The organism is Polyangium jinanense (genome assembly GCF_028435265.1).
In the GTDB taxonomy this organism is placed as follows: Bacteria; Myxococcota_A; Polyangia; order Polyangiales; family Polyangiaceae; genus Polyangium; species Polyangium jinanense.
In genome coordinates, this window is the sequence record NZ_JAGTJK010000002.1 from 846,943 (window position 1) to 872,805 (window position 25,863).

Sequence of the window (25,863 nt, forward strand, 5' to 3'; positions counted from 1 at the left end):
TTCGATGCGCCGGCGGTCTACGTGTCCTTCGACTCGTTCGTGTCGTTCTTGCTCGCGTCGTTCGCGTCGCGATCGTCGTCATCCGACGATTCACGACGCTCACGTGGCGTGAGCGCCGCGGTGAGGGCCACCGCGAGCGCGCCGACGACGACGCTCCCGTAAAAGAGAATGTCGATGGCGCTGCCCGCGGACGAGCAGTTCGCACCCGGGCCGAGGCGCACCGCGAGCACGCCTTCGGGCAGCTCGGGCGGCCCCTCCGGCGTGCTCGCGCGTTCGGTCACTTGCCCACCACGATGCGCTGGCCGAAGGCCCGATCGACGGCCTCGCAGAACGAGCGAAACGCCTCGTACTCGGCCGACGTGATGCGCGCCTTCTTGAACGACAGGCCCGTCCGCACCGTGACCTTGCCCGGCGCTTGTTCGACCGTGACGTGGAACGCGCCGAACGGCGTGTCGAGCTTCTGCGCCGTGGGCGCCGCGCGCACCTTCATGCCCGCGGGCACCTTGATGACCCACTCCTCTTCACGGCTCGTGAGCGCCGAGAGCGTGACGTCGAGCGTGCGCTTCGACGACGGCGCGAGCTCGGCGACGAGGCGCGGCGTGATGCTGGCGGGCACGCTGAGCGCGTCGCCTTCGCGCCGCGCGAAGCTCGTGGCCTTGCCGCGGGTACGGATCTTCACGGCCTGCTCGACGTCGTCGAGGTCGCCCGTCTCCACGCCCGCGCGGCCCTTTTCGAGCTCGATCGGTCCGAAGTCCGAGGCGAGGTCCTGCGACGCGCGTTCGTGGCGCGTGCCCTCGGCGAGGTAGCGACGGCGCCAGTCGGGCGCGTACGCGCCGGCCACCTGCATGTCCGACACGAGCTGCGCCGAGCCACCGTCCGCGAGCGTCACCTCGACGTGGCGGCGCGTGAGCGACTGCTCCGGCGGCGGCTGCGGCAGCCGCACGAGCTTGGGTTTGCCCTCGTTTACGAGCAGGCCGATCGCCGCACGGTCCATCACGGGCAGCTCCATCGAGCCCGTGTGCTCGGCCGTGCCGTCGAGGTAGAGGTCCATCGAGGGCACGTAGACGATCGCGTGATCGAACGGCGCGAGGCTCGCGGGCTCGGGCGCGATGTCGCCGCGCATGCGCGTGCGGAGCAGGACGATCGTCGAGTTGATGCCGAGCTCGCGCAGCATCGTGACGATCAGGGTCGCCTTGTCCTTGCAGTCGCCCCAGCCGCGCGCGAGCGTCTGCGCGGCGCGGCGCGGCCGGATGCCCTCGATGCCGAACTCGAGCGCGACGTAACGTGTCTGCGTGGCGAACTTGTAGATCGCCTTCACCTTCGCGGCGTCGTCGGTCAGGCCCTTCGTGAGCTCGCGGGCGCGCTTGCGCACCTCGTCGTCGACGTCGAACTGCTCGCGCGCGAGGCCCCAGTACCACGCGCCCACCGCGTCCCACGTGTCGAACGTGGAGACGTGCACGGTGCCGAGCACCTCGGACCACGGCGGCATGTTGGGCTCGGGCGCGAGCGCCGGGACGTTCGTCCCCGTGAAGCGGTAGATGCGCTTGTCGCCCTCCTCCTTCACGTCTTCGACGAGCCCGGGGAGACGGTCGGTGCGGATGAAGAAGCGGCGCGACTTCGGCGTGATGAGGACGTACTCGCTGCTCGCGATGGGCTTGTCGTTCTGGAGGTACTGGACCTCGCCGAAGTAGTCGCTCTTCTCGTTGCGCGGCGCGACGTCCTCCACGCGGTAGCGCAGCTCGACGACGTCGCCCGCGTTGAGGCGCGGGAAGAGGACGACGAACGCGCGCTGCGACGTGTACATCGAGATCGCGGGGTTGTCCGCGGCGCCCTCGCCGCTCTCGATCGCCTCGTCGATCTTCCCGTTCGCGCGATAGACGCGGGCGGCGCGCAGATCGACGGTCTGGCGATCGGCCTCGTAGGCGAAGTCGTACTGGCGCGCCGACGCGGCGCTCTCGTCGGTGAGCGGCTGGAAGACGACCTGGTGGAAGCGGCTCGCGAGGCCGTTCGGGTAGACCGTCGTCACCGTGAGGTTGCGCATGAAGCGCATCGGGTAGCCCTGCGCGGGCTCCTTGCGCATCGGCAAAAACTTCTCGGGCGCCCACGCGTACGCCTCGTCCGCGCGCGGCGCCTTCGGCTCGATGTGCTCGACGTACTCGCGCACCTCCTTCGCTTGCGGGACGATCGTGAGGATCTGCCGCAATAGGTCGAGCTGCTTGTCGCGATCGCCTTCCTCTCCGTAGAGGTCGGAGAGCGCGCGCAGCGTCTGCACGTCTTCGGGCGCCATCGCCAGCGCTTGCTGGTAGGTCGCGAGCGCGCGGTCCTTTTGCCCGAGCGCGCGGTACGTGCGCGCCGCGAGCCCACGCGCCCACGCCGAGCCCGCGTCGACGCCGAGGAAACGATTGAGCCATCGCTCCGCGCCCGCGGCGTCGCGACGCGCCACCGCGAGCTCCACCTTCTGGCTCAGGAAGTCGGCGTCGTCGAAGCGCAGCGCGGCGTAACGCGCCTCGACCTCCTCGGCCTCGGTGTCGCGACCGAGCGAACGAAGTTGCGCGGCGAGTGCAGAGAGGAGCGAGACGCAGCGCGGGTTCTTCTGCACCGCCTTCTCCAGCATGCCGAGCGCCGTGCGCTTGAGGCCCGCTTCGACGGAGAGCTCGACCAGGCCGAGCGTGCCGCCGAGGTTGTCCGGGTCGAGCGCGAGGATGCGCTCGTAGATCGGCACCGCGTCGCGCCAATTCGCTCCCGTGCGCGCGAGGTGCGCCTCGGAGAGCAAGACGTCGAGCTTCTCGTCGTTCGTCTTCGCGAGCGCGCTCGCGCGTTCGACCCACGCGCGCCGCTGGTTTCGATCTTCCGCGAGCTCGCCTGCGAGCAAGAGCCTCTGCACGGTCGGCTCGGCCTCGGCGGCGCGGCGCGCGAGGTCGCGCGCCTTGTGCTCGGCCTTCGGATCACCGCCGGTGATCGCGAGGTAGCGCGCGTACTGCTCCAGCGCGGCGGGCGCAGGGCTCTTGCCGGACGTGAGCGTCTCGAACGCCTGCACGGGCCCGACCACGCGCCCTTGCTCCTTCGGCTCCTTTTTCTTTGCGCGCTCCTTCATCGCGGCGGCGGCCTCGGTGCTCGCTTCGAGGTCCGCGCGCACCTCGACGTCGAGGTCGGGCTTGCCGGTCTCGTCGCCGATGCGCAGCGCGAACTTCGGCGCGTCCTCGTCGCCGCAGACCTTCACCGTGACGCGGCTGAACGTCGGGCGCAGCGTCACGGTCGTCGCGAGCCGATCGATGTCGAGCTCGCGATACGCCGCGTCCTCGAGGATCTTCTCGCCGTCGTAGTAGACCTTGAACGCGCCCGCGGAGCCCATCCACAAGGTCGCCTTGCGTGCCTTCGTGCCGGGGCGCGCGCGGATGAACGTCGTCGCGTAGCCGCACACCGACTCGCGCGGGCGGAGGATGTCGCCGAAGTCGAACCATCCGTACGACGACGTCGTCGGCGGCACGCGCCAGCGAACGGCGCGCTCCTTTCCTTCGTAGGCGCGGCCTGCGGGGATCGCCTCGGTCAGCTCCGCCTCGGGCTGGTAGTCGATCGCGAAGCCCGTCTTGTTGTCGTTGTCGAACGGGCCCACGGTCATGTAGCGGCCGACGAACCCGAGCTTTTCGATCCGCGCGAGCGCGCCTTCGAGATCGCCGCGGCGCCGCCTCGCGTACGCGCCGAGCAGCTCCGCGTAGACACGCACGGGCGCGGGCAGCGCCTTGTTCTCCGTCGCCGCGACGATCGCCTCCTCGACGTGCGTCGGGTCCGCGCGATCCCAGGTGCGCCAGAGATCCCGCAGCGCCGTGTAGGCCTCGGGCCCCTTCGCGGAGGCGATCGAGGTGCTCGCATCGAGCACCTCGGTGTGGATCGTCCCGCCCTCTGCGCTCGCCGGGTACGTCGGGGCGATCGCGCAGCAGGCGAAAGTCAACGCGAGGGCGAGCCGTGCCTTCGCGCGGGGCGCGCGATCCAGGTGAGCACCACGTAAACGAGCCATCGACGGGCTATCCCGTGCGATGACCGGCTGGTCAAGGGGATGACAACGGGCCGTCCAGCGAGCTTCCCGACCGTGCGGGCGCGGGGGGATCCGGCCGTCGTGTCGCTGGCGTTTTCACTGCGTTTTTGTGAGCTTTTGTGGGAAACGCACGAGCTGCGTGGGGTAGGGTGGTCATCCGCCTTACCACGCTTCTCGATCATCGGGGAGGTTCATGGTGCGGGGGCGCCTTGGGTTTGGCGCTCGTGGAGGGGTCGGGCAGGAATCTGCGCGTTCGTTCCGAAAGGCCACCTTGCTCCGCGGCGCCTGCTTCGGATAGAACCATCGCTGCACGCGTCGACTGTGCGCCCGTGCGAAGAGCTCGAGCGGGTGTGCGAGGGTGGCTCTCCCGCGCCGTCATTCGGGGACGGGGCCCTCCGGCGGATCCGGCGGAAACGAAGGCACTCTAGGCAACGAGACGAAGACCCCATCGCGGAAGCGCTGGCGGAGGAACGATGGTCAATCCTCAGATGGTGATGTACGAGGAGGAGTTCAATCAGATCCAGAATGTGGTGGATCGCCTCGTCAAGGACGCCAATGCGAAGGTCGTTTTCATCGTTGACAAGAACGGGCAGCTGATCGCTGCGAGCGGCGACGTGGACAATCTCGACACCACGTCGCTCGCGTCGCTGACGGCCGGCAACATCGCGGCCACCGGCGGGATGGCGAAGCTCCTCAAGGAGAACGAGTTCGCGACTCAGTTCCACGAGGGCGAGAAGGCGAACATCCACATCCAGCTCGTCGGTAACCGCGTCATCCTCGTGGTGATCTTCGACTCCAAGTCCAGCCTCGGCCTCGTGCGTTTGCGCGTTCGCCGGGCGAGCGAGGAGCTGAACAACATCTTCGAGGCGCTCTTGAAGAAGGTCGCGGATCCCGGCGCCGACTCTCCGTTCGCCGAGATCACCGACGAAGACATCGACAACCTCTTCAACGACTAGGAGCGCGCGCGATGAGCTTCATCAACTACATGGCGCGCGAGATCAACTGCAAGATCGTCTATTACGGCCCGGGTTTGTGCGGGAAGACGACGAACTTGCAGTACATCTACGAGCGCACGAACCCCGATGCGAAGGGGAAGATGATCTCGCTGGCGACCGAAACGGATCGCACGCTCTTCTTCGACTTCTTGCCGCTCGCGCTCGGCGAAATTCGCGGCTTCAAGACCCGGTTCCACCTCTACACGGTGCCCGGTCAGGTCTTCTACGACGCGAGCCGCAAGCTCATCTTGAAGGGCGTCGACGGCGTCGTCTTCGTGGCCGACTCGCAGGTCGACCGCATGGAGGCGAACGAGGAGTCCGTCGAGAACCTCAAGACGAACCTCGAGGAGCAGGGCTACAAGCTCGAGAAGATCCCGTACGTCATCCAGTACAACAAGCGCGACCTGCCCGAGGTCGCGAGCGTCGAAGAGCTTCGCGAGAAGCTCAACCCGATGAACGTCCCCGACTTCGAGGGCGTCGCCCGAACCGGCGTCGGCGTGTTCGACACGCTGAAGGCGGTCGCGAAGCTCGTGCTCACCGAGCTCCGTAAAGGCGGCCCCTAAACCGTCGTCTCAGGACATCACACAACGCCTCGGCTTCTCGCATGCGCGAGGGGCCGGGGCGTTCGTGTTCCATGACGACAAAATGCCGAACGGCCGAAGGTCTCTCGTGGAGACATCTTCGGCCGTTGGCTTTTCGGGCGAGAGCCCCGGGCTTACCCGCGCTGGTAGATCCGGTTGCGGCGACCCTTGTTCTTCGCCTTCAACTTCGCGCGGTGGCGCTTCGACTTGCTGCGGTTGGTCTTCCGAGGACCCTTCGAGAGCATCAGGAACATGAGCCGACTTCCTCGTCTTGTGCGGCGCGATGGACGGCCGCTCCTGTAGGGAGGGCGGGAAGGTAGGCCATGTCGGCTCGAAGTTCAAACGAGATCGCGAAGTTTTCATGCACGGTCGAGGTCGTCTGCGGAAGACGGCCTTCGCGGTAGACTCGACGTCGATGCGGAGAGCGCCCACGCCGTCACGTCCCCGAAGGGCTCTGCCCAGGGCGATCACGTGGGTGCGTCTCGGCCTCGGCGGCGTCGTGGCGCTCGTGACGGCCTCGTGCGGCGCGAGCATCAACGCCGTCTACGAGGGCGACGTGCGGTTCGAGCACTGCATGGCGCTCGACATGGAGAAGCACGTCAAGCCCACGATCCGGAAGGCGTGCTGGGAAGAGTGGACGAAGTTCTACACGTTCGGTCAGACGCGTGATCGCGTGGAGTACGCGAAGCTGCGCATGAAGCAGCTCAGCGGCGCGAGCGACTTCGAAGAGTCGGACCTCGGCACGGAGGAGCCGCGCGTGGCCTCCGCGGTGCCAGAGCCGACGAGCGCGCTCGCGCCGCCGCCGATGATGCTCGCGGTGGACGCAGGCGCCTCGGGGCCCGGCGCGGACGCGTCCGCGGATGGCGCGGTGGATGCGTCGACGGCGCCGCCCGGATCGGCGTGCGCGGCATCGTGTGAAGCGACGTGGAACGAGTGCAAGGCGGCCTGCACGACGGCGACGTGCGAGCGCGGATGCACGGGGCAGTACAAGCGCTGCATGCGCAAGTGCTACTGAGCACGGGCGCGCCTCGGCAAAAAGACCCGGAATCTTGACGTTTTGCTCGGCGTATGGGTATCGGCAAACGAGATGACGTCGCTACCCGCATACGAGGACGGGGTGGCTCCCCATGAGGGGGGGCGGGGTGCAATTCGGGTGTTGAAGCCGCGCAGGGCCGCACCCGCGGACGCCGTGAGGCCGACGCGCGCCGAGGTGAACCTCGCGCACTTGCGGCACAACTACCGCGTCCTCGAGAAGATGCTCGGCGACGGCCAGACGAAGCCGGCGATCTGGGGCGTGCTCAAGGCCGACGCATACGGGCACGGCTCGGCGGCGGTGGCACGTACGCTCGAACGAGCCGGGATGCCGGGCCTTTGCGTGGCGCTGCTCGAAGAGGCGATCGAGCTACGGGACGCGGGGATCCGCGTGCCGATCCTGGTGATGGGCGGCTACTACGGGCCGCGGCGCGAGGGCCTGGAAGAGATCCTCGCGCGAGACCTCGTGCCGGTCGTGTACGACGCCGGGCAGATCGAGCGCATCGCGACGCTCGCGCGCTACGAGGCCGAAGGACGGCCGGTGCGCGTGCACCTGAAGGTGGACACGGGCATGGGCCGGCTCGGCGTGACGATGTCGGAGCTCGACGACGTGCTCGACGCGTTCGACGGTCGGCCGGAGGTGCAGCTCGACGGGCTGATGACGCACCTCGCCTGCGCGGACGGTGACGATCTCGAGCCGACGCAGGAGCAGCTCGCGCGGTTCGCGGAGGCGCGAGCACGCGTGCGAGCGCGTGGGTTCACGCCGCGGGTCGTGCATGCGGCGAACAGCGCGGGCGCGATGCGGCTCTCGGAGGCGCGTTTCGACGCGGTGCGGCCGGGGATCGCGCTCTTCGGAGTGCAGCCGATGCGTGGGCTCGCGCCGGAGCTGAAGACCGTGATCCGGGTGCGGACGGAGATCGTCGCGTTGCGGACGGTCGAGGCGGGTCAGTCGATCGGCTACGGGTACACGTGGCGAGCGCCGCGGCAGAGCGTGATCGCGACCGTGCCGATGGGGTACGCGGATGGCCTCGATCGGAAGCTTTCGAACCGCGGCCACGCGCTCGTGCGCGGGCGGCGCGTGCCGATGGTCGGGACGATGTCGATGGATCTGACGATGCTCGACGTGACGGAGATCCCGGGCGCGCGCATCGGCGACGAGGCGGTGCTCCTCGGACAGCAAGAGGGCGCGCTTGGGCGCGACGTCATCACGGCGGAGGAGATCGCCGAGACGACGGGCACGATCCCGTGGGAGGTGCTGACGAGCATCTCGCGGCGTGTTCCGCGGTTCTATCGCGAGCCCTGACGGTCGAGAGCGCGTGGCCCGGTCCTGCTAGGATCGGGTGTGATGGACCATCACGCGCTTCGTTCGGCTCGGGGGATCGTGGCCTCGTTCGTGCTCCTGGGTGCGTGTGGAATCGCGTCGACGCTCGGGGGGTGTGGGTCCGCGAGTGATGATCGCCTCCCGCCGCGTCCGCCGCTGCCCGTGCCCGATGCGGGCGGCGAAGGCGGCTTCGATGGAGGCGGTGGAGGCGGACCGCCGGCGCCCGACGCGGGCGGGTACTGCGGCAACGAGGTGCACCAGGCGATCGTCGATGCGCCGAACCTCTACTTCGTGCTCGATGCTTCGGGGAGCATGAACGCGCCCGCGCCCGGGGGGACGCGGTACGACGCGGTGCGGGTCGCGGTCGTGGATCTCGTGCGCAAGCTCGGGCCGCTCGTGAAGGTGGGCGCGGCGATCCTGCCGGCGCACGGTTCGAATCAGGATCAATGCGCGCCGGGCAAGCAGGTCTTTCCGGTCACGCAGGGCGATCCGATCACGGGCGAGGACGGGCCCACGACCACGGGGATCCGCGCGACGACGGCGACGAACCCGGTCGGAGGGACGCCGATCTCGCCGACGCTCGAAGCACTCACGCCGACGCTGCTCGCGCTCGAAGGCAAGACGTACGTCATCCTCGCGACGGACGGCGGTCCGAACTGCAACGAATCGGCCGCGTGTGGGAGCGAGGATTGCCAGCCGAACATGGAGGGCGACGAGGCATGTCTGTCCACGGGGACGAACTGCTGCGAGCCCGAACAACTTTGGGGTCCAACGTTCTGCGTGGACGAGCCCGCGTCGGTGGCTGCGATCGAGACGCTTCGTGCCGGAGGGCTCGAGGTGTTCGTCGTCGGGATCCCGGGCAGCGAGGCGTACGCGGGCGTGCTCGACGCGATGGCGATCGCGGGCGGATCGCCGAAGGACATAGCGCCGTTCTACTACCCGGTGAGCGAGCTCGGGTCGCTCGGCGGCGTGCTCGCGGAGATCGCGGCGGTCGCGGTGACGTGCGAGTTCGCGATCGTGGATCCGCCGAGCGAGGAGGGCATGACGAACGTGTACCTGGACGACGAGGTCTTGCCGTACAACGATCTCGACGGCTGGATCTGGATGCCGCCGTATATCGTGCGGCTGCTCGGCAAGGCTTGCGAGCGGCTGCAGGGTGGGCAGGTGAAGCAGGTGCAAATCGTGAGCGGTTGCCCGACGGAAATGCCGAAGTGAGCGAGCGTCTGCAGGTGTCGGTAGCGCGCGTCGAGCGCGGGGTCGAAGACGCGGAGGAGCTCGCGGCGATCGCGCACGCGGCGTTCTCGGGACCGTCGTTCTCGCCGGTGGACGAGCTCGAACGGCCCTGGGCGCGCGTGTGGGTCGCGCGGGGCGGCGTGCCGGGAGAGGCGCCGCGCGCGCTCGGGTTTCTCGTCGCGTGGCACGTCGTCGACGAGCTTCACGTGCTCAACGTGGCGACGGCGCCGGAGGTCCGTCGGCGTGGGATCGGCGCGGTGCTCGTGGAGACGGCGCTCGCGTTCGCAGCCGAGAATGGCGTGCGGCTCGTGCTGCTCGAGGTGCGACGCTCGAACGAGCCTGCGATCCGGCTCTACGAGAAGTTCGGCTTCGTCGTGTCGGGGGTGCGGGAGAGGTACTACGCGGACAACGACGAGGACGCGCTGGAGATGCAGCGCGTCCTCGCGTAGAGCAGCGATTCAATCGCTGCTCTGCGAGGTCGCGCAGCGAGTTCGCCTCGCGTCCCCCTCGGGACAAGAGGCTAGCGACGGAACGGGTTGGGGAACCGCTCCTTGGGCTTGTCGACGTAGTTGCCGCCGCCGACGGCCGCGATGCGCGTGCCCGAGATGCGGAGCGGGTTCAGGAGCAGCGGCCGGAGCAGCGCTTTGGCCTTCTCGTCGAGCGGCTGCAGGAACGCCTCGACCTTCTTCGCCGCGTCCGAGAGCTGCTCGCTCAGGTTGATCATGTCGTTCGACGTGGGCGGCGCTGGGATGTCCTGCATGACCCGCCGCAGCTCCGTGAGGCTGTCGAGGTACTTCTGCAGCGGCGTGTCCGTGATCGGCTGACCCGGGCGCGTGTTCTCGGGCGGAACGCCGAACGAGATGAGGCCGGAGAACGAGGGCGGCACGGTGCTCGGACGCTCGCCCATCTTCGTCACGTCGACGTTCGTGGTGATGCGCAGGCCGCCGGTCTTCTGCGAGAACTGCTGCTGGAGCTTCGTGTTGAACATCTTGTTCAACTCGTCCTTGTTCACGCTCGGACCGTCGCCCTTCTTGTACTTCTTCCACTGCGTGTGGTCCTCGACCGCGCGCAGGATCTGCAGGTACGGGTAGGGCGTGTTGAGCAGGATGTTGTAGAGATCGAGCGCCTCTTTCACGGTCGACGGCGGGGCGATCGTGATGTCGGCGAGGAAGTCGCTCCACTGCTCGATGTAGCGCTGGTCGTAGTCCTCGGAGAGGCGCTTCAGGTTCGTCGGGATCTTGTCGAGCGCCTCGTCGGGCCCGAGCGGCGCCACCCATTGCTCGCTGAGCAGGAGCGCCTCCGCGTTCGCGACGTTGAGGACCACGATGTAGTGGCCCTTGTCCGTGTAGGGACCCTCGACCTCCTTGTAGCGTTTGTCCTTCTGGTACCGCGCGCTCTGGATGTACTTCGTCGCGTTCGGACGATCGACGAAGAGGTCGGCAAGGCTGAGCGGCGGGTACTTGCGGTTCTCTTTGCGATCGTCGCCGGCCTCGTCGTACCGCTCGTCGTTCAGGCTGTTGACGAAGAGCTCGTAGTAACGGTCCTGGACCGGGACGGACTGGAGCGTCTTGCGAACGCTGTCGACGAGGTCCTTGTCCGCGGGCAGCGGCAAGACCTTCTTCTCTTTGACGAGCTCCAGGTAGTACCGCACGTGCTTCGCGAGCCGCTCTTTGAGCTCGTACTCCGGCATCGTGCTGTTCGTGGCCTTCAGGATCTCGGCCCAGAGGCCCGTGAGGCGGCCCGTCTCCCAGTCGACGTCGAGGTTCGCGACGTCGCTCATCATGAGGTACGTCTTCAGGTCCGTGCGCTCGCGCAGGTACTGTTTGCCCTTCGCGGCCTTGAGGCGCGCTTCGAGCTTCGTCTTGCAGGGCAGCACGAAGCCGGTCTGCAGGAGCGCGACGTACGCGGTGACCGTGGGGCGGTAGATCTCCTCGCCGCGGTACATGCCCCAGCCGTAGCCGAGGGGCAGGTTGGCGCGGAAGTCGTCGAGCTCTTTCAGGCGATTGAAGACGGGGTCGAGCTGCTCGAGCTTCGGGCCTGGTTCGCCCTCGCCCCAGTTGATCTTCATCGCGTTCTCCACGCGCTCCTGCGTGGTGAACATGAGCTCGCGGTTCGCGGCGAAGGAGCGGATGCTTGGGATCGAGAGGATCAATCCGAGCGTGAAGGCGGCGGCGCTGACCGCGATGCGCATGATCTTCTGCCGCTTGATCTCGGCCGCGCTGCGCGAGGCGACGTCGCCGTCGGGGAAGACGACGTTCATGAAGACGTCGTGCAGGAAGTAGCTCTTCGACTCGGTGACCTGCTGCGCCGCGGTCTCCGGCGGGCGGATGCCCATCGCGTGGCCCATGCGCGCGAGCACGCGATCGAGCGGGCGTCCTTCCTGCGTGCCGCTCGTGAAGTAGAAGCCGCGCAGGAGCGGCGTGCCCTGGAAGGCGTTCACCGCGAAGATCGTCTGCACGAGCTCGGTGAGGTTGCGCTTGATGCCCGCGAACTCGAGCGGGAACTGGTAGATGCGCTCGCGGGCCTCGCGGTTTCGCTCCTGCGCAAGGCGCTTCAGCGAGCGGGCGTGGATCTTCTGGACGAGCGTGTCGAACTCGCGCTCGAAGACCTGCTGCGGGTTCGACTTGTTCTCGGCGAGCTTGATCGTGGCGCCCCAGGCCTGCGCGCGATCACTCTTGCGGATGTCGCCGAAGAACTCGATGAAGCCGGCGATGAGGTCGCACTTCGTGAAGAGCACGTAGACGGGCACGACCATCTGGAGCTGGGTCATGACCTCGTCGATACGGGCGCGTAGCTTCTTGCCGGTCGACTCGATCTGCTGCTCGGAGGCGTCGATGAGCTCCGCGATGTTGATGGCCACGAGCACGCCGTTGATCGGCTTGCGACTGCGGTACTTCTTCAGCATCTGGAGGAACGAGATCCACTCGTCGTGGTCGTCGCCCTCCGTCGTGTAGCGACCCGCGGTGTCGAGCAGGATCGCCTCGTTCGTGAACCACCAGTCGCAGTTACGGGTGCCGCCGACGCCGCGCACGCCGCCGCCACGCGGATCGGCGAAGGGGAAGACGAGGCCGGAGTGCTTCAGCGCGGTCGTCTTGCCGGCGCCCGGAGGGCCGATGATCACGTACCAGGGCAGCGAGTAGAGCGCGGCCGCTCCGCCCTTCTTGTTTTTGCCGAGCTTCGAGGTCTTGAGGGCGTTGATGCCGCCCTGGACCTGCTTCTGGAGCTCCTGGATCTCGGCGCGACGCTCGGGCCGCGCGTTGAGCGCCTGCTGCGCGCCTTGCTGCGCGATGGCGCGCTCGAGCGCGGAGGCGGCGCGGCTTGCCCGGATCCGGTTCCAGAGGAGCCGCACGATCGAGGCGAGCACGATGAGCACCGTGCCGACGATCGGGAGCCAGAGCGGCAGCTTGAGGATGTACCAGAGCGCCCAGACGATAAGCGCGAGGAGCGCAGAAAGAACCCACCACACGGTGAAGCGACATTATCACGAGGCGCCTCCCTCGCTCCGCATCCTTCGGATCGAGCCCGCCGCGCCGCGTCGCCTGTGGTTTTCGAGAGCAAGACGCGTGTTCAGGAGTAGTCGTCGGGCTCGAGGTGCGCGTCGGCTTCCATGCCCGCGGCCATGCGGCAGGCGCGGAGGGCCTCGACGATGATCTCGACGACTTCCAGGTGCGTCGACGGGGCGTGGTACTCCGCGTCGGAGACGGGCGGGAGCAAGGCGAGGCGCTCGGCGACGGCCGCTCGGTCGTCCTCGTCGAGCTCGAGAAGCGCAGGGCCGAGGTCATCCGTGGGATCCGGGACGACCGCTTCCTCGGGCGCCTTCTCGCTCTCCGCAGCGGCCTCCGTGCCCTCGTTTTCGTCTTCGTCGTCCTCGTCGTCCTCCTCGTCCTTGCGCTCGCGGATCGGAGACGTGTCGCGTGGGGGCGTGGGGGGTAGATCGAGCGCGCGCGTGGCGAGCTCGATCGGGCGGAGGATCAGATAGACGGGCTCGAGCTCGACGCGCCACGAGCGAGGATCGTGCTCGTCTTCGAGGCGCCAGAAGCCTTGGAATTGGCGGCGCGCGACCTCGCCGAGGTAGGCGCCGATCGCTTGCGCGAGGAGCGGGCGCGCCTCCTTGCGATCACGCGTGTCTTCGCGTGCTTTCTCGATGTAGTGATCGAGCACGGGCAAGGTCTCGGGCTCGAAGTCGAGCTTGAAGCCGAGGGCTCGCTCGACGAATCGCACGCACGAGTCCGCGAGGTCCTGGACCGCGCGCGGCGGCGGCTTGATGGGCGTGTTCGAACGTTCGTTCGCGCCCTGCGTGGTCGCCGATGGGATCGCGTGACCGTTGGTTTTGCCGTTGCTTTTCCCGTTCGTCCCTGTCACGCGAGCCTTCCTTCCATCTTTTCGGCGCGGGATCCACGAGCGCTCGCTTCGCGCTCGCGAGGCGCGAGAACACGCTGGATCTTGGTGTTCGTTCTCTAACGATGGGCAACGTTTTTAGCGACGAAACCCTTTGAAAAAGGCTGATCCGAAGCAAAAATTTTTTGTGCGAAAATACTACCGTAACGGTAGGTGCCTCATGCTACCCTCCGGTCCTCACGCACATGCGGATTGGAGTCTTCAGCGACACGCATGCCAACTACGAGGCGCTCAGTGCTGTGCTGGAGGCGTACCGGCGCGAGCGCATCGATGTCTACTACTGTCTGGGCGACACGGTAGGCTATGGCGGATCCCCAAACGAGTGCGCCGATCTGGTCCGGAAGATCGCCAAAAAAACGATCCTCGGGAATCACGACGCGGCCGTCGCCGGACGAATGGATTACTCGTATTACTACGAGGCCGCTCGTCAGGCGCTCGATACGCACGCGTCGATGCTCTCGGCCGAGAACGCCGCCTGGCTCAAGAACCTGCCGTACCAGGAGAAGTTGACGGACATCGGCGTCGACCTCTGCCACGGCTCACCGGTTCGCCTCGAGGAGTTCGAGTACATCTTCGCCCCGGAGCAAGCACGCGAGTGCCTGCCGATGTACGCCGAGCTCGGGCATCTGACCCTCATCGGCCACTCGCACCTCTGCAAGGTCTTCGCGCTGACGCCGACGACCGTGGAAGAGCTGCCCGCGGTCGACTTCACCCTCGAAGCCAACAAGAAGTACATCGTGAGCGTCGGATCGGTCGGCCAGCCGCGCGACTACGACAACCGCGCGAGCTACACGATCTACGACAGCGACGCGAAACGCTTCGAGTTCAAACGAGTCGAGTACGACATCGAGACCGCCGCAGAAAAGGTGCTGCGGGCGAAGCTCGAGCGAAACTTCGCGCATCGGTTGTACATCGGCGTTTAGGAAAACGCCGATGTACCGGTAGGGGGCTCCGGTCGGCTCGCGAAGCGAGCCTTCCTCTGCCCCCTACACCCCCGCGGGTTCGAGCTGAGGCGTTTGCTCCCCGCGGGTTTGATTGAGGCGCTGGGCTTGATCAGCGGCGGCGCGCGCGGGCGCGCAGGATGAGCGTGATCGAGTCGCGGGTTGGGGGCGAGCGGTCGAAGTCGCCCCACGCGTCGAGGATCTCGAAGCCGTTGTAGTGCAGGAGCGCTTCGAGCTCGCGCGGGTAGAACTGCCGGTGCGCGAGCGGCGTCATCCAGGAGTCTTCGCCGGAGACCGGTGAGAACTCCATCGCGACGAACAGGATCTGGCGGATCTTGTCGTAGTCGAAGCGCTCCGTGTACCGGACGGGCATACCCTTGCCATCGGGCGTCGGGTAGTTGAAGCGCGGCGTCGCATAAGCACGGCCAGGATCCCGCGCGAGCTCTTCGGGCTCGGGGATCGAGACGTCGAAGACGAGCTCGCCGCGCGGCGCAAGGTGCGCACGTACGCGCGCGAGGAAGCGCTCGACGTCGACCCGCGTGTAGAGGTGCAGGAAGGCGTTGAAGGGGCAAATGACGAGCGGGAAGCGCCGTCCGAGCCGGACCGCGCGCATGTCGCCGCGCTTCGTCGTGACCCGCGCCCGGACGTCCGCAGGCTCGTCGCGAAGGCGGGCGCGGAGGTCCGCGAGCATGTCGGCGGAGAGATCGACACCCGTGACGTCGAGTCCGAGCCGCGCGATCGGGAGCGTGATGCGGCCGTTGCCGCAGCCGTACTCGAGCACGGGGCCGCCGCGCTCCGCGGCGTAGTCCGCGTAGAAGCGGACGTCGTCCAGCCGGGAGCGGTACGTCTTGGTGTAGTAGGCGGGGTCTTCGTAATGAGCCGAGGTGCCAGCCTCGAGCTCGAGATCACGCCGGGCACGCGTGCGCGTGCGCTCGGAGCGTTTGCTCGGGGGAGAAGACATGTCCGGGGCTGCCCGGCGACGCGATCAGCGGTCGAGGGCGTGCTGGTGGCGGAGCCACTCGTACACGACTTCCGAGGAGTTCCGGTGGAAGTGCACCTTGCCAGCCGCGATCTCGCGCAAGCTTGTCACAGCGGGCTTGTTCCTCGTCTTCAGCAAAGGCTCGGCGCCCTTCATGAGCTGCCGGGTGCGGTTCGAGGCCAGGACGACGAGGGCGAAGCGGTTCTCTTCACGCTCGAGGCAATCTTCGACGGTGACGCGTGCCATAGGTGGGACTCGGGAGGTTAGCCGTCCTCGGACAAAGGCGCAACTTGCGTTCCCACACGGCCGTCCGTCGGGAACGCTTCGCTCACGCCTCGACGACGGTGCCGATGTTTTCGCCTTTGCAGACGCGCAGGATGTTCCCGCGCGTCGTCAACTTGAAGACGCGGATGGGGAGCTTGTTCTCGCGGCAAAGCGTGACGGCGGTCGAATCCATCACGCCGATGCGGTCGACGAGGAAGCGGTCGTAGGAGAGCTTCGTGAACATCTGCGCGTCCTCGTGGCGCGCCGGATCACGGTCGTAGATGCCCTCGACCTTCGTGGCCTTGAAGAGCGCCTGCGCCTGGATCTCCATGGCCCGGAGCGCCGCCGCGGTGTCCGTCGAGAAGAACGGATTGCCCGTGCCGGCCGCGAAGATGACGACGCTGCCCTTCTCGAGGTGTCGCATCGCGCGGCGCCGGATGTACGGCTCGGCGACCTGGCGAATCTCGATCGCCGTCATCACGCGCGTCGGGACGCCGTGTTTTTCGAGCGCGTCCTGAAGCGCGAGCGAGTTGATGACCGTCGCGAGCATGCCCATGTAGTCGCTCTGGGAGCGATCCATGCCGGCGCTCGCGCCCTTCAGGCCGCGGAAGATGTTGCCGCCGCCGACGACGATCCCGATCTGCACGCCGAGTGAGGAGAGTTCCGCGATCTCGGCGGCGACGCGCTGGAGCGTGTCGGGGTGAATGCCGAAGTTGCCCTCGCCGCACAGGGCCTCGCCGCTGATCTTGAGGACGATGCGGCGGTACTTGAGGCCAGGAGCCGGGCTCGGCGGAGGAGGAAGGGTCGAGTCGTCGCGGTCTTTTCGGGTCGCGTCGCGGGTCACGCGGGGTCTCGTAGCCCCGGTTCGCCTCGTCCGCAACGCGTCGTTCGGCAAAAGGCCGGAGAAGCGGCAAGGTGCCGCGCGCAAACCTCGCAGAACCGCCCCCCAACCGCGTCAGAGAAGTGCTAGACCGGCCGCTCGATGCTGGTGAGGCGCGCGCAATCGTCCCTGTTCGTCGCGGCAATCGTCGCGCTCTCCGCGGGCTGCAACGACAAGGCCGTGGCGCCACCCGCACCGGACGCCGCAGCGCCCGCAGCAGGGCTCTCGCAAGAGCAGGCCGCGCGGACGCTCGCGAAGGTCGGTGAGCGGGTGATCACGCTCGGCGACTTCGCCGCGACGCTCGAGCGGATGGATCAATTCGACAGGCTCCGCTACCAGACGAAGGAGCGTCGAAAAGAGCTGCTCGACGAGATCATCGACGTGGAGCTGCTCGCCGCCGAGGCGCGGCGCCGCGGGCTCGACAAGCAGCCCGAGACGGAAGAGGCGATCCGACAGATCCTGCGCGACGCAATCCTCGCCGACGCGCGCAAAGGGCTGCCCGCGCCGGGCGAGATCCCCGCGTCCGAGGTGCGCGCGTACTACGAGGCGCACGCGGAGGAGTTCCGCGAGCCGGAGCGGCGTCGCGTCGCAGCGATCGTGCTGTCCGACAAGAAGACGGCGGAGCGCGTGGTGAAGGACGCGACGAAGATCAAGACCGCGGCCGAGTGGGGCGAGCTTTTCCACAAGCACTCGGTGACGGCGCCGAAGACGAAGGATCCGAGTGCGTCGCTCGATCTCGCGGGGGATCTCGGCGTGGTCGGCGCGCCCGACGATCCGCGCGGCAAGAACCCGAAGATCCCCGAGTCGATCCGCGCGGCGGTGTTCAAGATCGGCAGCGTGGGGTCGGTGCTCGACGAGATCGTGGAGGCCGACGGTCGGTTTTACGTGGTGCGGATGAACGGCATCACGGCGGGGCACAACCGGACCTTGCAGGAGGCGGATCGATCGATTCGCGTAAAACTTCTGCAGCAGAAGATGCAGGAGCGCGAGAAGGCGCTCGAAGCGGAGCTGCGGAAGAAGTTCGCCGTGGAGATCGACGACGCGGCGCTCGCGAAGGTGAAGCTGCCCGAGGGCGTGAAGCCGTTTGAGGGCAAAGATCCGGGGCCGTGGGTGCTGCCTGGATACACGCCGCCCGGGCAAGAGGCGGCCGATGGCGGCGCGGGCGACGCGGGTTCGCAATAGGGTTCGGAACGACGAACCTCAGCGTGGGCTGCGGCGCGGCAGATCGTGCGCGACGCGGAAGCCGAGGTGCGTCGCGCGGGTGAGCGCGAAGAAACGCGTGCGCGCGGCGCTGCGGGTGTACTCGGGCGTCGTGGACCAGCCGCCCGAGCGAATGACGCGCCACTCGGAGGCGTCGCGCACCGCGCCGGCCACGGGCTCGGGCTCGGCGCTCGTCTCGGACCACGTGCGCTCGCCGTGCACGTCGCCGACCCACTCGCGCACGCCGCCGGCCATGTCGCGCGCGCCGTACGGAGATTCGTCGAGCGGGAAGGTGCCGACGGGCTCGGGCTGCGGGAGGTAAGGGCGCGAGGCGCGCATGAGGCAGAAGGTGGGATCAAAAGGATCTCCCCAGGGGTGGATGCGGCCGTCGGTGCCGCGCGCCGCCTTCTCCCATTCGAGCTCCGTGGGCAAACGGATCTCGAAGCCCTCGTGTTCGGTGTGGAACGCGCAATAGGCAGCGGCGTCGAACCAGTCGACGAGCAGGACGGGCACGTCGAGAAGGTGCCCTTCTTCGTGCGGGAACTGCCTGCGCGCTTCGCCTTCGATCAGGCCGGGGACGGGCTCCCACTGGCCGTGCTTGCCGCGGCGCACGACGTAGCCTTCGGTGCCGCGGAAGTCGCGCGGGGCGCGCATGAGCGCGAGCGCGTGCGAGCGTTCCTCGATGCGGTCGAGGAAGTCGCAGTACTGCCGGAAGGTGACGGGGAAGCGCGAGATCGCGAAGTCGGCGACGACGGGCTCGGCGCGGGCGAGCGCGTCGGGCGCGTCGTCGTCGCCGCCCGCGATGAACGAGCCGCCGGGGATGTAGACGAAGCCCTCGCCGATCTCCTCCTCGGTGTAGAGGTTGACCGTGGCCTCGTGGCGCTCGCCGCGGCGGAGCAGGACGGGATAACGCACGTCGCGAAAGCCGGGGCGGCGAAGCACGAGCAGGTAGCTGCCCGGCGAGAGGCGGACCTCGGCGACGGGCGTGCGGCCGAGGTAGCGCTCTTCGCTCGCCACGAGGACACGATCCTTTTCGACGTAGCGATAGGCGAGCACGCGCGCGCCCGGAGGGTTCGTCTCGATCGCGAGGCACGCGTCGGAGCGGAGGAGCGCGGCGTAGCTGCCGACGTCGAACTCGGAGACGAGGGCCTCGTAATAGATGCGGCTCGCGTGGCGGCGCTCGGCATCGGCGGCGACGGCGCGGGCCCAGTAGAGATCGGCGAGGCCCGAGCGCGCCTCTTCGAGCTCGGGGTCGTATGCGAGCGCCTTCGTGTAGAGGTCGATCGCCTCGGCCATGGCGCGCGCCTGCTCGCGCTCGACGGCGGCGGCGCGATCTTCGAGGGCCCACGCGGGGCGCTTGCGGTCGATGGGATCGTAGCTCTTCACGTCGGCGCGCAGGCGTCGCGCCTCCGCGTCGAGCTGCGCGCGTTCGAGGCGCAAGGCCTTGTCGCGCTGGGCCGGCTCGCGCGCGAGCTCGCTGAGCGATCGCGCCTCGGCGCGGCGACGATCCCGCTCCTTCGCGCCTTCGAGGAAGGCCTCGGCGCCGCCCGCGACGGCCGCGGCGCACGAGGGCCGTCTCGCGGGATCCTTCGAGAGCATGGCGAGGCAGAGGTCTTCGAGCACGAGCGGGCAGCTCGGGGAGACGGCGCGCGGCGGTTTCGGATCCCGCGTCTGCGTCGCGAGGATCACGCCGAGCACGGTGGGCGCGTCGAACGGGTGTTCGCCCGTGAGCATCTCGTAGAGCACCACGCCGAGCGCGAAGAGATCGGCGCGGTGATCGATCTTCGCGCGCTCGCCGCGGATCTGCTCGGGGGCGATGTAGCCCGGGGTCCCGGACAAACCGCTCGGATAACCGATGAAGAAGGGGTCGTCGTCGGGGAGCGAGAGCGGCGAGGTGGGCTCGATGCCCGTGAGCATGCGCGCGTTGCCCCAGTCGCTCAGGTACACCTCGCCCTCGTCGCCGAGCAGGATGTTCTCCGGCTTGATGTCGCGGTGCACGACGCCGCGGCGGTGCGCGTAGGCGAGAGCGCGCGAGATCTGGACGAACGCGGAGACGAGGCGCGCGAGCGGCCACTTCGGGTGGAGGTCGGGCTGCGTGAGCACGTCGTGCAGGCTCTGCTGCTTGACGATGCGCATCGTGTAGTAGGGCCGGCGGTCGGGCAGGCGGCCGACGTCGTACACGGGGACGATGTTGGGGTGCTCGAGCTGCGCGGCGACGCGCGCCTCGTGGAGGAAGAGCTCGATGTTGTCGTGTGGATCGTCGCTGTCGTTCTTGCGCGTCTTCAGCGCGACGAGGCGGCTCGCGGCGCGGTCCTCGGCGGCGTAGACGATGCCCGTGCCGCCGCTGCCGAGGCGCTCGACGATGCGGTAGCGCGCGCCTCCGTCGGGGAGCGATGGAGCGAAGGGCTCCGTCTCCTCGAACGAGGGTGCATCACCTGTGGCGTTCGGCAGGGCCGACGCGCCGGCCTCGCAGGTCGGGGCGGGCTTCATGCGTTGTGTGCCCGAGGCGAGCGCGGCCCCCCTCTCTTCGTTTCCGTCGCTCTTCTCGTCACCGCGCAGGCGCGGGCTCGCTCGGGCCAGGAAATCGTACTTGGCGGCGAGCCCAGCGCAACGCCCGTTCGGTCGTCCTGTGGCGGGGGGAGGCGGCGCGCGCGCGCCCATGGTAGGGGCCCTCCCGCGATGTCCGAACAACAGAGCTCCCGCGCGAAAGACGCGATCGAACGACTCGACGACATGAACCGCCGCGCCCTCGAGGGGGGCGGCGCGGCCCGAATCGCAAAGCAACACGAGGCTGGCAAGCTCACCGCGCGCGAACGCGTCGAGCTCTTGCTCGACCCTGGCTCCTTCGTCGAGATCGACCGGTTCGTCGTGCACCGTTGCAACGACTTCGACATGGAGAAGACGAAGATCCTCGGCGACGGCGTGGTGACCGGCTGGGGGCTCGTCGACGGCCGCAAGGTCTGTGTGTTCGCGCAGGACTTCACGGTGATCGGGGGATCGCTCTCGGGAGCCTACGCGCAGAAGATCTGCAAGGTGATGGATCTCGCGATGAAGATCGGGGCGCCCGTCATCGGGCTCAACGACTCCGGCGGGGCGCGGATCCAGGAGGGCGTCGAGTCGCTCGCGGGCTACGCGGACATCTTCCTGCGCAACACGCTGGCGAGCGGCGTCGTGCCGCAGATCAGCGCCATCATGGGCCCGTGCGCGGGCGGCGCCGTGTACTCGCCGGCGATCACGGACTTCATCGTGATGGTCGAGGGGACGAGCTACATGTTCATCACGGGCCCCGAGGTCATCAAGACGGTGACGAACGAGGACGTGACCAAGGAGGACCTCGGCGGCGCCTCGGCGCACGCGGCGAAGAGCGGCGTCTGCCACCTGACGGCGCCCGACGATCGCGCCGCGCTCGCGCGCGTGCGGGAGCTGCTCTCCTTTTTGCCCTCCAACAATACCGAGGATCCGCCGCGCCGGCCCTCGACCGATCCCACGGATCGCGAGGTGCCGGAGCTCGACACCATGGTGCCGACGGAATCTTCGAAGCCGTACGACATCAAGAACGTCGTCCGCGCGGTCGTCGACGACGGCTACCTCTACGAGGTGCACGAGCGGTACGCGCAGAACATCGTGTGCGGCTTCGCGCGCGTCGGTGGCCGGACCGTGGGCGTCGTGGCGAACCAGCCGAACGTGCTCGCGGGCTGCCTCGACATCCGCGCGAGCATCAAGGGCGCGCGTTTCGTGCGGTTCTGCGACTGCTTCAACATCCCACTCGTCACGTTCGTCGACGTGCCCGGCTTCCTGCCCGGCACCGACCAGGAGTACGGCGGCATCATCACGCACGGCGCGAAGCTGCTCTACGCGTTCGCGGAAGCGACGGTCCCGAAGATCACGGTGATCACGCGCAAGGCCTACGGCGGCGCGTACGACGTGATGGCCTCGAAGCACATCCGCGCGGACTACAACCTCGCCTTCCCGACGGCGGAGATCGCGGTCATGGGACCCGACGGCGCGGTGAACATCGTCTACCGCAAGGAGATCCAGTCGGCGTCGGATCCGGCGGCGGCGCGCGCGCGGTTCGTCGAGGAGTACAAGGCGAAGTTCGCGAACCCGTACAAGGCCGCGGAGCTCGGCTTCATCGACGAGGTGATCCACCCGAGGACGCTCCGCATGCGCCTCGATCGCGCGCTCGAGCTTCTCCGGGACAAGCGGGACAAGAACCCGCCGAAGAAACACGGCAACATTCCGCTGTAGGCTGTCCCGAGGGAGACGCCTCGCGTCCCCCACTCGTCCGGGCAAAGCCCGGCCGATTCACCCCCTAGAGCGAGCTCGCTTCGCGATCTCGTTGCCTTGCCGATACGTCGCGTGTACGGACGCGTTTGTCCTCGTCCTCTCGTCCTTTTTTCGAGGCCGGGGGCGTACATCCTTGGAGGTTTCCGATGAAGTGGACGTTCGCGGCGGTGATCGTGTCGCTCGGGGCGCTCGTGGCGTGCAGCAGCGACGGCAGCAGCGGCAACGGTGGTGGTGGCGGCGAGGGCGGTGACGACTGGGGCGGCAACGGCGGCAGCGGCGGCAAGACCACGTCGGCGGCCTCTGCCTCGGGCGGCAGCGGCGGCACAGGTGGCGCGGGCGGCAGCGGCGGCGCCGGCGGCGGCGGTTCGACCTGCGACAACACCGGCAACTGCAACGGTTGCCAGCAGTGTGCCCAGACGAACGGCGGTCCTTGCGTGGACGAGGCCCAGGCGTTCCAGATGTCCCCGAACTCGCAGACGTTCTACAGCTGCATCACGCCTTGCACGATGCTGCCCGCGAACGAGCAGCAGACGTGCGCCCAGACCTGCTGCATGGCCAACCAGGCCGCGTGCATGTCGTACGGCACTTTCGTGAACTGTGTCCTTTGCGATACGTGTTACGCGGATTGCAACGGCGCCGGTCAGGGCTGCCCCGCGCCCTGAGGTTCCACGCAGCAGGCGGCCATGCCCCACCGTGACATAATCTGTCCGATGTAAGGCGATGTCGCCCTTTCGCGGTGAACCGCACCGAAGTACGCTGATCCGTTGCACTTATGGCGCAACGGATCGGCATTTTCGGGGCGGCGCTCGTGTTCCTTCTGGCCTGCGCGGACGCTGACCAATCGGGGGGGTTTTTCGAAGGGAACCAGGGGGGCGGTGGCATGGGGACCACGGTCTCCGGCAGCGTCGGTAGCGGCGGCGAGGCCGACGCGGGCGCCGACGCCTCGACCAAGCCCCCCGAGAACTGCGACGAGCTCGCCTCGTGCGGCGATTACAGCCGTGGCTGCACGGGCTGCGCGGTGAAGGGCCCGTGCGTCGTGGCCTACGAGGGCTGCTTCGGCGACAAATCCTGTGTCGAATTCAACATGTGCATGGCCGGCTGCGAGGACGACGTCGCCTGCCAGAACGGCTGCGCCATGGAAAATCCCCTCGGCGCCGAGCGGTACAACGCGCTCGTGACCTGCATCCTCTGCGACTCCTGCCCGACCTCGTGCGCCGACTCCGCGAGCCTCTGCCCCTAGGATCGACCCCGGCAGCGCGGCTGGAACCTTCCCGCTTTCCTGCACTTCCGCGGTTCGGCCGGCCCGACCCGAGCCGCCCTTGGTCGCGCCGCCGGGGGCACCGGTGAAGCGCGGGTCCGTCGCGAAGGACGATCCCTGAACGAAAGGCGAGCCAATCGGCTTCATGGCCCGGGCTTGTCGTGGTAACCCTTCGCTCGCGGCGCGGTAAGGGCGCTCCAGTGGCATGGGTAAGAATCTCCTCGTCATCAACGTCGACATCCGCGAGACGCGCGTCGCCCTCATCGAAAACGGGATCATCGCCGAGCTGCACATCGAGCGAGATGCGCAGAAGGGGACCCTCGGGAACATCTACCTCGGCAGGGTCAGCCGTGTTCTTCCGGGCATGCAGGCCGCGTTCATCGACATCGGGCTCGAACGCGCGGCCTTCCTGCACGTCGAGGACCTGATCCGGCCGGACGATTTCGACGCGTACCTCGCAGGTCGGCACACGCACGGCACGTCGCACGAAGAAGAAGAAAGGCCGGCGCACGCTCCGCCCGAGATCACGGCGCACGTGCCCGAAGAGCCGGTGCGCACCGAGCGCGACGTGTCGATCTCGCTGCCGACCGCACTCGACGTGATGGCCGAGCCGAGCGGCGAAGAGGTCTACGAAGAGGGCGAGGAAGAGCCGGCATCCGAGGCGCAGAGCACCGAGGGGCCAACCTCGGACGAACCGGCCTCGGAGGAGCTCGCCGCGGAGGAAGCTCTCGCAGACGAGGCGCGTGCCGAGGAAGAGGCGGACGACACGACGGAGTCGGAAGACGAAGGCGACGTCGAGGCTGTCGAAGCCGTCGAGGCGACCGAAGCGAGCGCGGAGCCCGAGGAGCAAGAGGACGCAGCGCAGGCCGAGGAAGGCGCGGAGGCGCAGGCGGCCGAGGTGAAGGTCGAGGGCGCAGCCAGCGAGGCGGCCGAGACCTCGCCGACGGAACCGCGCGGCGGGCGCTCACGGCGTGGTCGTGGGCAACGTGGTCGTGTGCGTCGGTCCGGACGAACCCGCGATCGTCGGCCGGAGGCCGCAGCTGCTGCGGTGGTGGTGGCGGTGAAGGAAGCGCCCAAGGAGGCCGCACGCGAGACGTCGCGGACGCCGAAGGAAGGGCGCAGCCGCGACCGCGGCGAGAAGGGACGCGGTCGGGATGGAGGTCGCGGAGGTCGTGATCGCGGGGGCGATCGTACGACCACGAAGCGAGCGCACGGCGGCCACCACGAGCCGATGCGCGTCTCGAAGACGACGCCGATCCGCGAGGTGATCCGCGAGGGCCAGGAGGTCCTCGTGCAGGTCTCGAAGGAGCCGATCGGGACGAAGGGCGCGCGCGTGACGAGCCACGTGTCGCTGCCGGGCCGGTACGTCGTGTACCTGCCGACGGTCGATCACGTGGGCATCTCGAAGCGCATCGGCTCGGAGAAGGAGCGCTCGCGGCTGCGCGAGGCGATCGAGTCGATGAAGCCGCCGCAGGGCGGGCTCATCGTGCGCACGGTGGCCGAGGGCCTGACGAAGAAGCAGCTCAAGTCGGACGTCGGCTACCTCGTGCGGCTCTGGGGCGAGGTCGTGAAGAAGCGCGAGAGCGTGGTGCGGGGGCCGGCGTGCCTCTACACGGAGCTCGATCTCGTGCTGAAGACGGCGCGGGATCTCTTCACGGACGACATCGAGAAGATCGTGATCGACAGCCGCGAGGAGTACGTGCGGCTGAAGCGCTTCATGGAGATGTTCATGCCGGAGCGCGTGGACGCCGTGGAGCTCTACGAGGGCGAGGAGCCGATCTTCGACGCGTACGGCATCGAGGACGAGATCCAGCGCGCCCTGTCGCGCAAGGTCCCGCTGCCCTCGGGCGGCCACCTGATCATCGATCAGGCCGAGGCGCTCACGGCGATCGACGTGAACACCGGAAAGTTTGTGGGCAAAGGATCGCGCGATCTCGAAGAGACGATCCTCACGACGAACCTGGAGGCGGTCGAGGAGATCGCTTACCAGCTCCGGTTCCGGAACATCGGCGGCCTGATCATCCTCGACCTCATCGACATGGAGCGCGCGGGCAACCGCGAGAAGGTGCGCAAGCGCCTGGAGGAGCTCCTGTCGAAGGACAAGGCCAAGACCACGTTCAACCGGATCTCGGAGCTCGGCCTCATCGAGATGACCCGCAAGCGCACGCGGGAAAGCCTCGGGCGCATCATGCTCGAGCCGTGCTTCTACTGCGACGGCACCGGGCAGCTCCAGTCGAAGCAGAGCATCGCGTACGAGATCTTGCGGCAGATCCGCCGCGAGCGCCTGAACCTCCCGGGGTACGTGGTCATCGTCAACGCGCACCCGGCGATCGTCGATCTTTTGAAGAACGACGAGCGTGTCGCCGTGCAAGAGGCCGAGCGCCTGTTCACGCGCCGGATCGAGCTCGTCCCCCGCAAGGAATACCACCTCGAACAGTTCGACCTGCTCGGCAGATGAGGT

At 68.0% G+C, this 25,863-nt stretch carries 20 protein-coding genes; 12 read left to right on the plus strand and 8 right to left on the minus strand.

Going from position 1 to position 25,863, the window contains the following annotated elements; all coding sequences use genetic code 11:
* Window positions 1-17: 17 nt before the first annotated feature.
* Both KEG38_RS07910 and KEG38_RS07915 read right to left on the minus strand, forming a co-directional pair.
* A complete protein-coding gene (locus KEG38_RS07910; RefSeq protein WP_272418477.1) occupies window positions 18-281 on the minus strand; it encodes a hypothetical protein in 264 nt (87 codons plus the stop codon).
* Window positions 278-4,015: a DUF3857 domain-containing protein gene (locus KEG38_RS07915; RefSeq protein ID WP_272418478.1), complete on the minus strand. Its 3,738-nt coding sequence runs from the start codon at window positions 4,013-4,015 to the stop codon at window positions 278-280. The genes KEG38_RS07910 and KEG38_RS07915 overlap by 4 nt, the downstream gene beginning before the upstream one ends.
* A gap of 491 nt (window positions 4,016-4,506) precedes the next feature.
* On the opposite strand from KEG38_RS07915, the gene KEG38_RS07920 reads away from it, so the two are divergent.
* From KEG38_RS07920 to rimI, 6 genes are all read left to right on the plus strand, one after another.
* A complete protein-coding gene (locus KEG38_RS07920; protein WP_136930304.1) occupies window positions 4,507-4,989 on the plus strand; it encodes a roadblock/LC7 domain-containing protein in 483 nt (160 codons plus the stop codon).
* A gap of 11 nt (window positions 4,990-5,000) precedes the next feature.
* Window positions 5,001-5,591 (plus strand): GTP-binding protein, encoded by a 591-nt coding sequence (locus tag KEG38_RS07925; protein ID WP_272418479.1) that lies wholly within the window; start codon window positions 5,001-5,003, stop codon window positions 5,589-5,591.
* Between the two features lie 433 nt (window positions 5,592-6,024).
* Window positions 6,025-6,624 carry a hypothetical protein gene (locus tag KEG38_RS07930; protein ID WP_272418480.1) on the plus strand — a complete coding sequence of 200 codons (600 nt, stop codon included), beginning with the start codon at window positions 6,025-6,027 and terminating at the stop codon, window positions 6,622-6,624.
* 174 nt (window positions 6,625-6,798) lie between these two features.
* Complete coding sequence (gene alr, locus KEG38_RS07935; RefSeq protein WP_272418481.1) at window positions 6,799-7,944, plus strand: alanine racemase; 1,146 nt, start codon at window positions 6,799-6,801, stop codon at window positions 7,942-7,944.
* A 42-nt stretch (window positions 7,945-7,986) separates the two neighbouring features.
* Window positions 7,987-9,177: a vWA domain-containing protein gene (locus KEG38_RS07940; protein ID WP_272418482.1), complete on the plus strand. Its 1,191-nt coding sequence runs from the start codon at window positions 7,987-7,989 to the stop codon at window positions 9,175-9,177.
* A complete protein-coding gene (gene rimI, locus KEG38_RS07945; protein ID WP_272418483.1) occupies window positions 9,174-9,644 on the plus strand; it encodes a ribosomal protein S18-alanine N-acetyltransferase in 471 nt (156 codons plus the stop codon). Before KEG38_RS07940 ends, rimI begins: the two co-directional genes overlap by 4 nt.
* 71 nt (window positions 9,645-9,715) lie before the next feature.
* Here the strand turns inward: rimI and tssM are convergent, their stop codons facing one another.
* On the minus strand, window positions 9,716-12,661 hold the full coding sequence (gene tssM, locus KEG38_RS07950; protein ID WP_272418484.1) for a type VI secretion system membrane subunit TssM: 2,946 nt from the start codon (window positions 12,659-12,661) through the stop codon (window positions 9,716-9,718).
* Between the two features lie 101 nt (window positions 12,662-12,762).
* Window positions 12,763-13,557 (minus strand): hypothetical protein, encoded by a 795-nt coding sequence (locus KEG38_RS07955; protein ID WP_272418485.1) that lies wholly within the window; start codon window positions 13,555-13,557, stop codon window positions 12,763-12,765.
* Between the two features lie 221 nt (window positions 13,558-13,778).
* Here KEG38_RS07955 and KEG38_RS07960 point away from each other — a divergent pair, with 221 nt between their 5' ends.
* Window positions 13,779-14,516 carry a metallophosphoesterase family protein gene (locus tag KEG38_RS07960; RefSeq protein ID WP_272418486.1) on the plus strand — a complete coding sequence of 246 codons (738 nt, stop codon included), beginning with the start codon at window positions 13,779-13,781 and terminating at the stop codon, window positions 14,514-14,516.
* 130 nt (window positions 14,517-14,646) lie between these two features.
* Here the strand turns inward: KEG38_RS07960 and KEG38_RS07965 are convergent, their stop codons facing one another.
* The 3 genes from KEG38_RS07965 to pyrH form a co-directional block, all read right to left on the minus strand.
* On the minus strand, window positions 14,647-15,495 hold the full coding sequence (locus KEG38_RS07965) for a class I SAM-dependent methyltransferase (RefSeq protein WP_272418487.1): 849 nt from the start codon (window positions 15,493-15,495) through the stop codon (window positions 14,647-14,649).
* A gap of 24 nt (window positions 15,496-15,519) precedes the next feature.
* Window positions 15,520-15,759, minus strand: a complete 240-nt coding sequence (gene rpoZ / locus KEG38_RS07970) for a DNA-directed RNA polymerase subunit omega (RefSeq protein ID WP_136930313.1) — start codon at window positions 15,757-15,759, stop codon at window positions 15,520-15,522.
* 82 nt (window positions 15,760-15,841) lie between these two features.
* Window positions 15,842-16,621, minus strand: coding sequence for a UMP kinase (gene pyrH, locus KEG38_RS07975; protein ID WP_281317878.1), 780 nt, complete (start codon window positions 16,619-16,621; stop codon window positions 15,842-15,844).
* Window positions 16,622-16,759: 138 nt separating this feature from the next.
* On the opposite strand from pyrH, the gene KEG38_RS07980 reads away from it, so the two are divergent.
* Window positions 16,760-17,839 (plus strand): peptidyl-prolyl cis-trans isomerase, encoded by a 1,080-nt coding sequence (locus tag KEG38_RS07980; RefSeq protein ID WP_272418488.1) that lies wholly within the window; start codon window positions 16,760-16,762, stop codon window positions 17,837-17,839.
* An 18-nt stretch (window positions 17,840-17,857) separates the two neighbouring features.
* Here the strand turns inward: KEG38_RS07980 and KEG38_RS07985 are convergent, their stop codons facing one another.
* Window positions 17,858-20,347, minus strand: a complete 2,490-nt coding sequence (locus tag KEG38_RS07985; RefSeq protein ID WP_272418490.1) for a bifunctional serine/threonine-protein kinase/formylglycine-generating enzyme family protein — start codon at window positions 20,345-20,347, stop codon at window positions 17,858-17,860.
* A 189-nt stretch (window positions 20,348-20,536) separates the two neighbouring features.
* On the opposite strand from KEG38_RS07985, the gene KEG38_RS07990 reads away from it, so the two are divergent.
* The 4 genes from KEG38_RS07990 to KEG38_RS08005 all read left to right on the plus strand — a co-directional run bounded on the left by KEG38_RS07990 (window position 20,537) and on the right by KEG38_RS08005 (window position 25,860).
* Window positions 20,537-22,105 (plus strand): acyl-CoA carboxylase subunit beta, encoded by a 1,569-nt coding sequence (locus tag KEG38_RS07990; RefSeq protein WP_272418491.1) that lies wholly within the window; start codon window positions 20,537-20,539, stop codon window positions 22,103-22,105.
* Window positions 22,106-22,290: 185 nt separating this feature from the next.
* The gene (locus KEG38_RS07995; RefSeq protein WP_272418492.1) at window positions 22,291-22,806 is read left to right on the plus strand and encodes a hypothetical protein; all 516 of its coding nucleotides are present in this window, start codon (window positions 22,291-22,293) and stop codon (window positions 22,804-22,806) included.
* A 110-nt stretch (window positions 22,807-22,916) separates the two neighbouring features.
* Entirely contained in the window at window positions 22,917-23,384 is a 468-nt protein-coding gene (locus KEG38_RS08000) for a hypothetical protein (RefSeq protein WP_272418494.1), read from the plus strand.
* A 223-nt stretch (window positions 23,385-23,607) separates the two neighbouring features.
* Window positions 23,608-25,860, plus strand: coding sequence for an Rne/Rng family ribonuclease (locus KEG38_RS08005; protein WP_272418495.1), 2,253 nt, complete (start codon window positions 23,608-23,610; stop codon window positions 25,858-25,860).
* Window positions 25,861-25,863 lie beyond the last annotated feature (3 nt).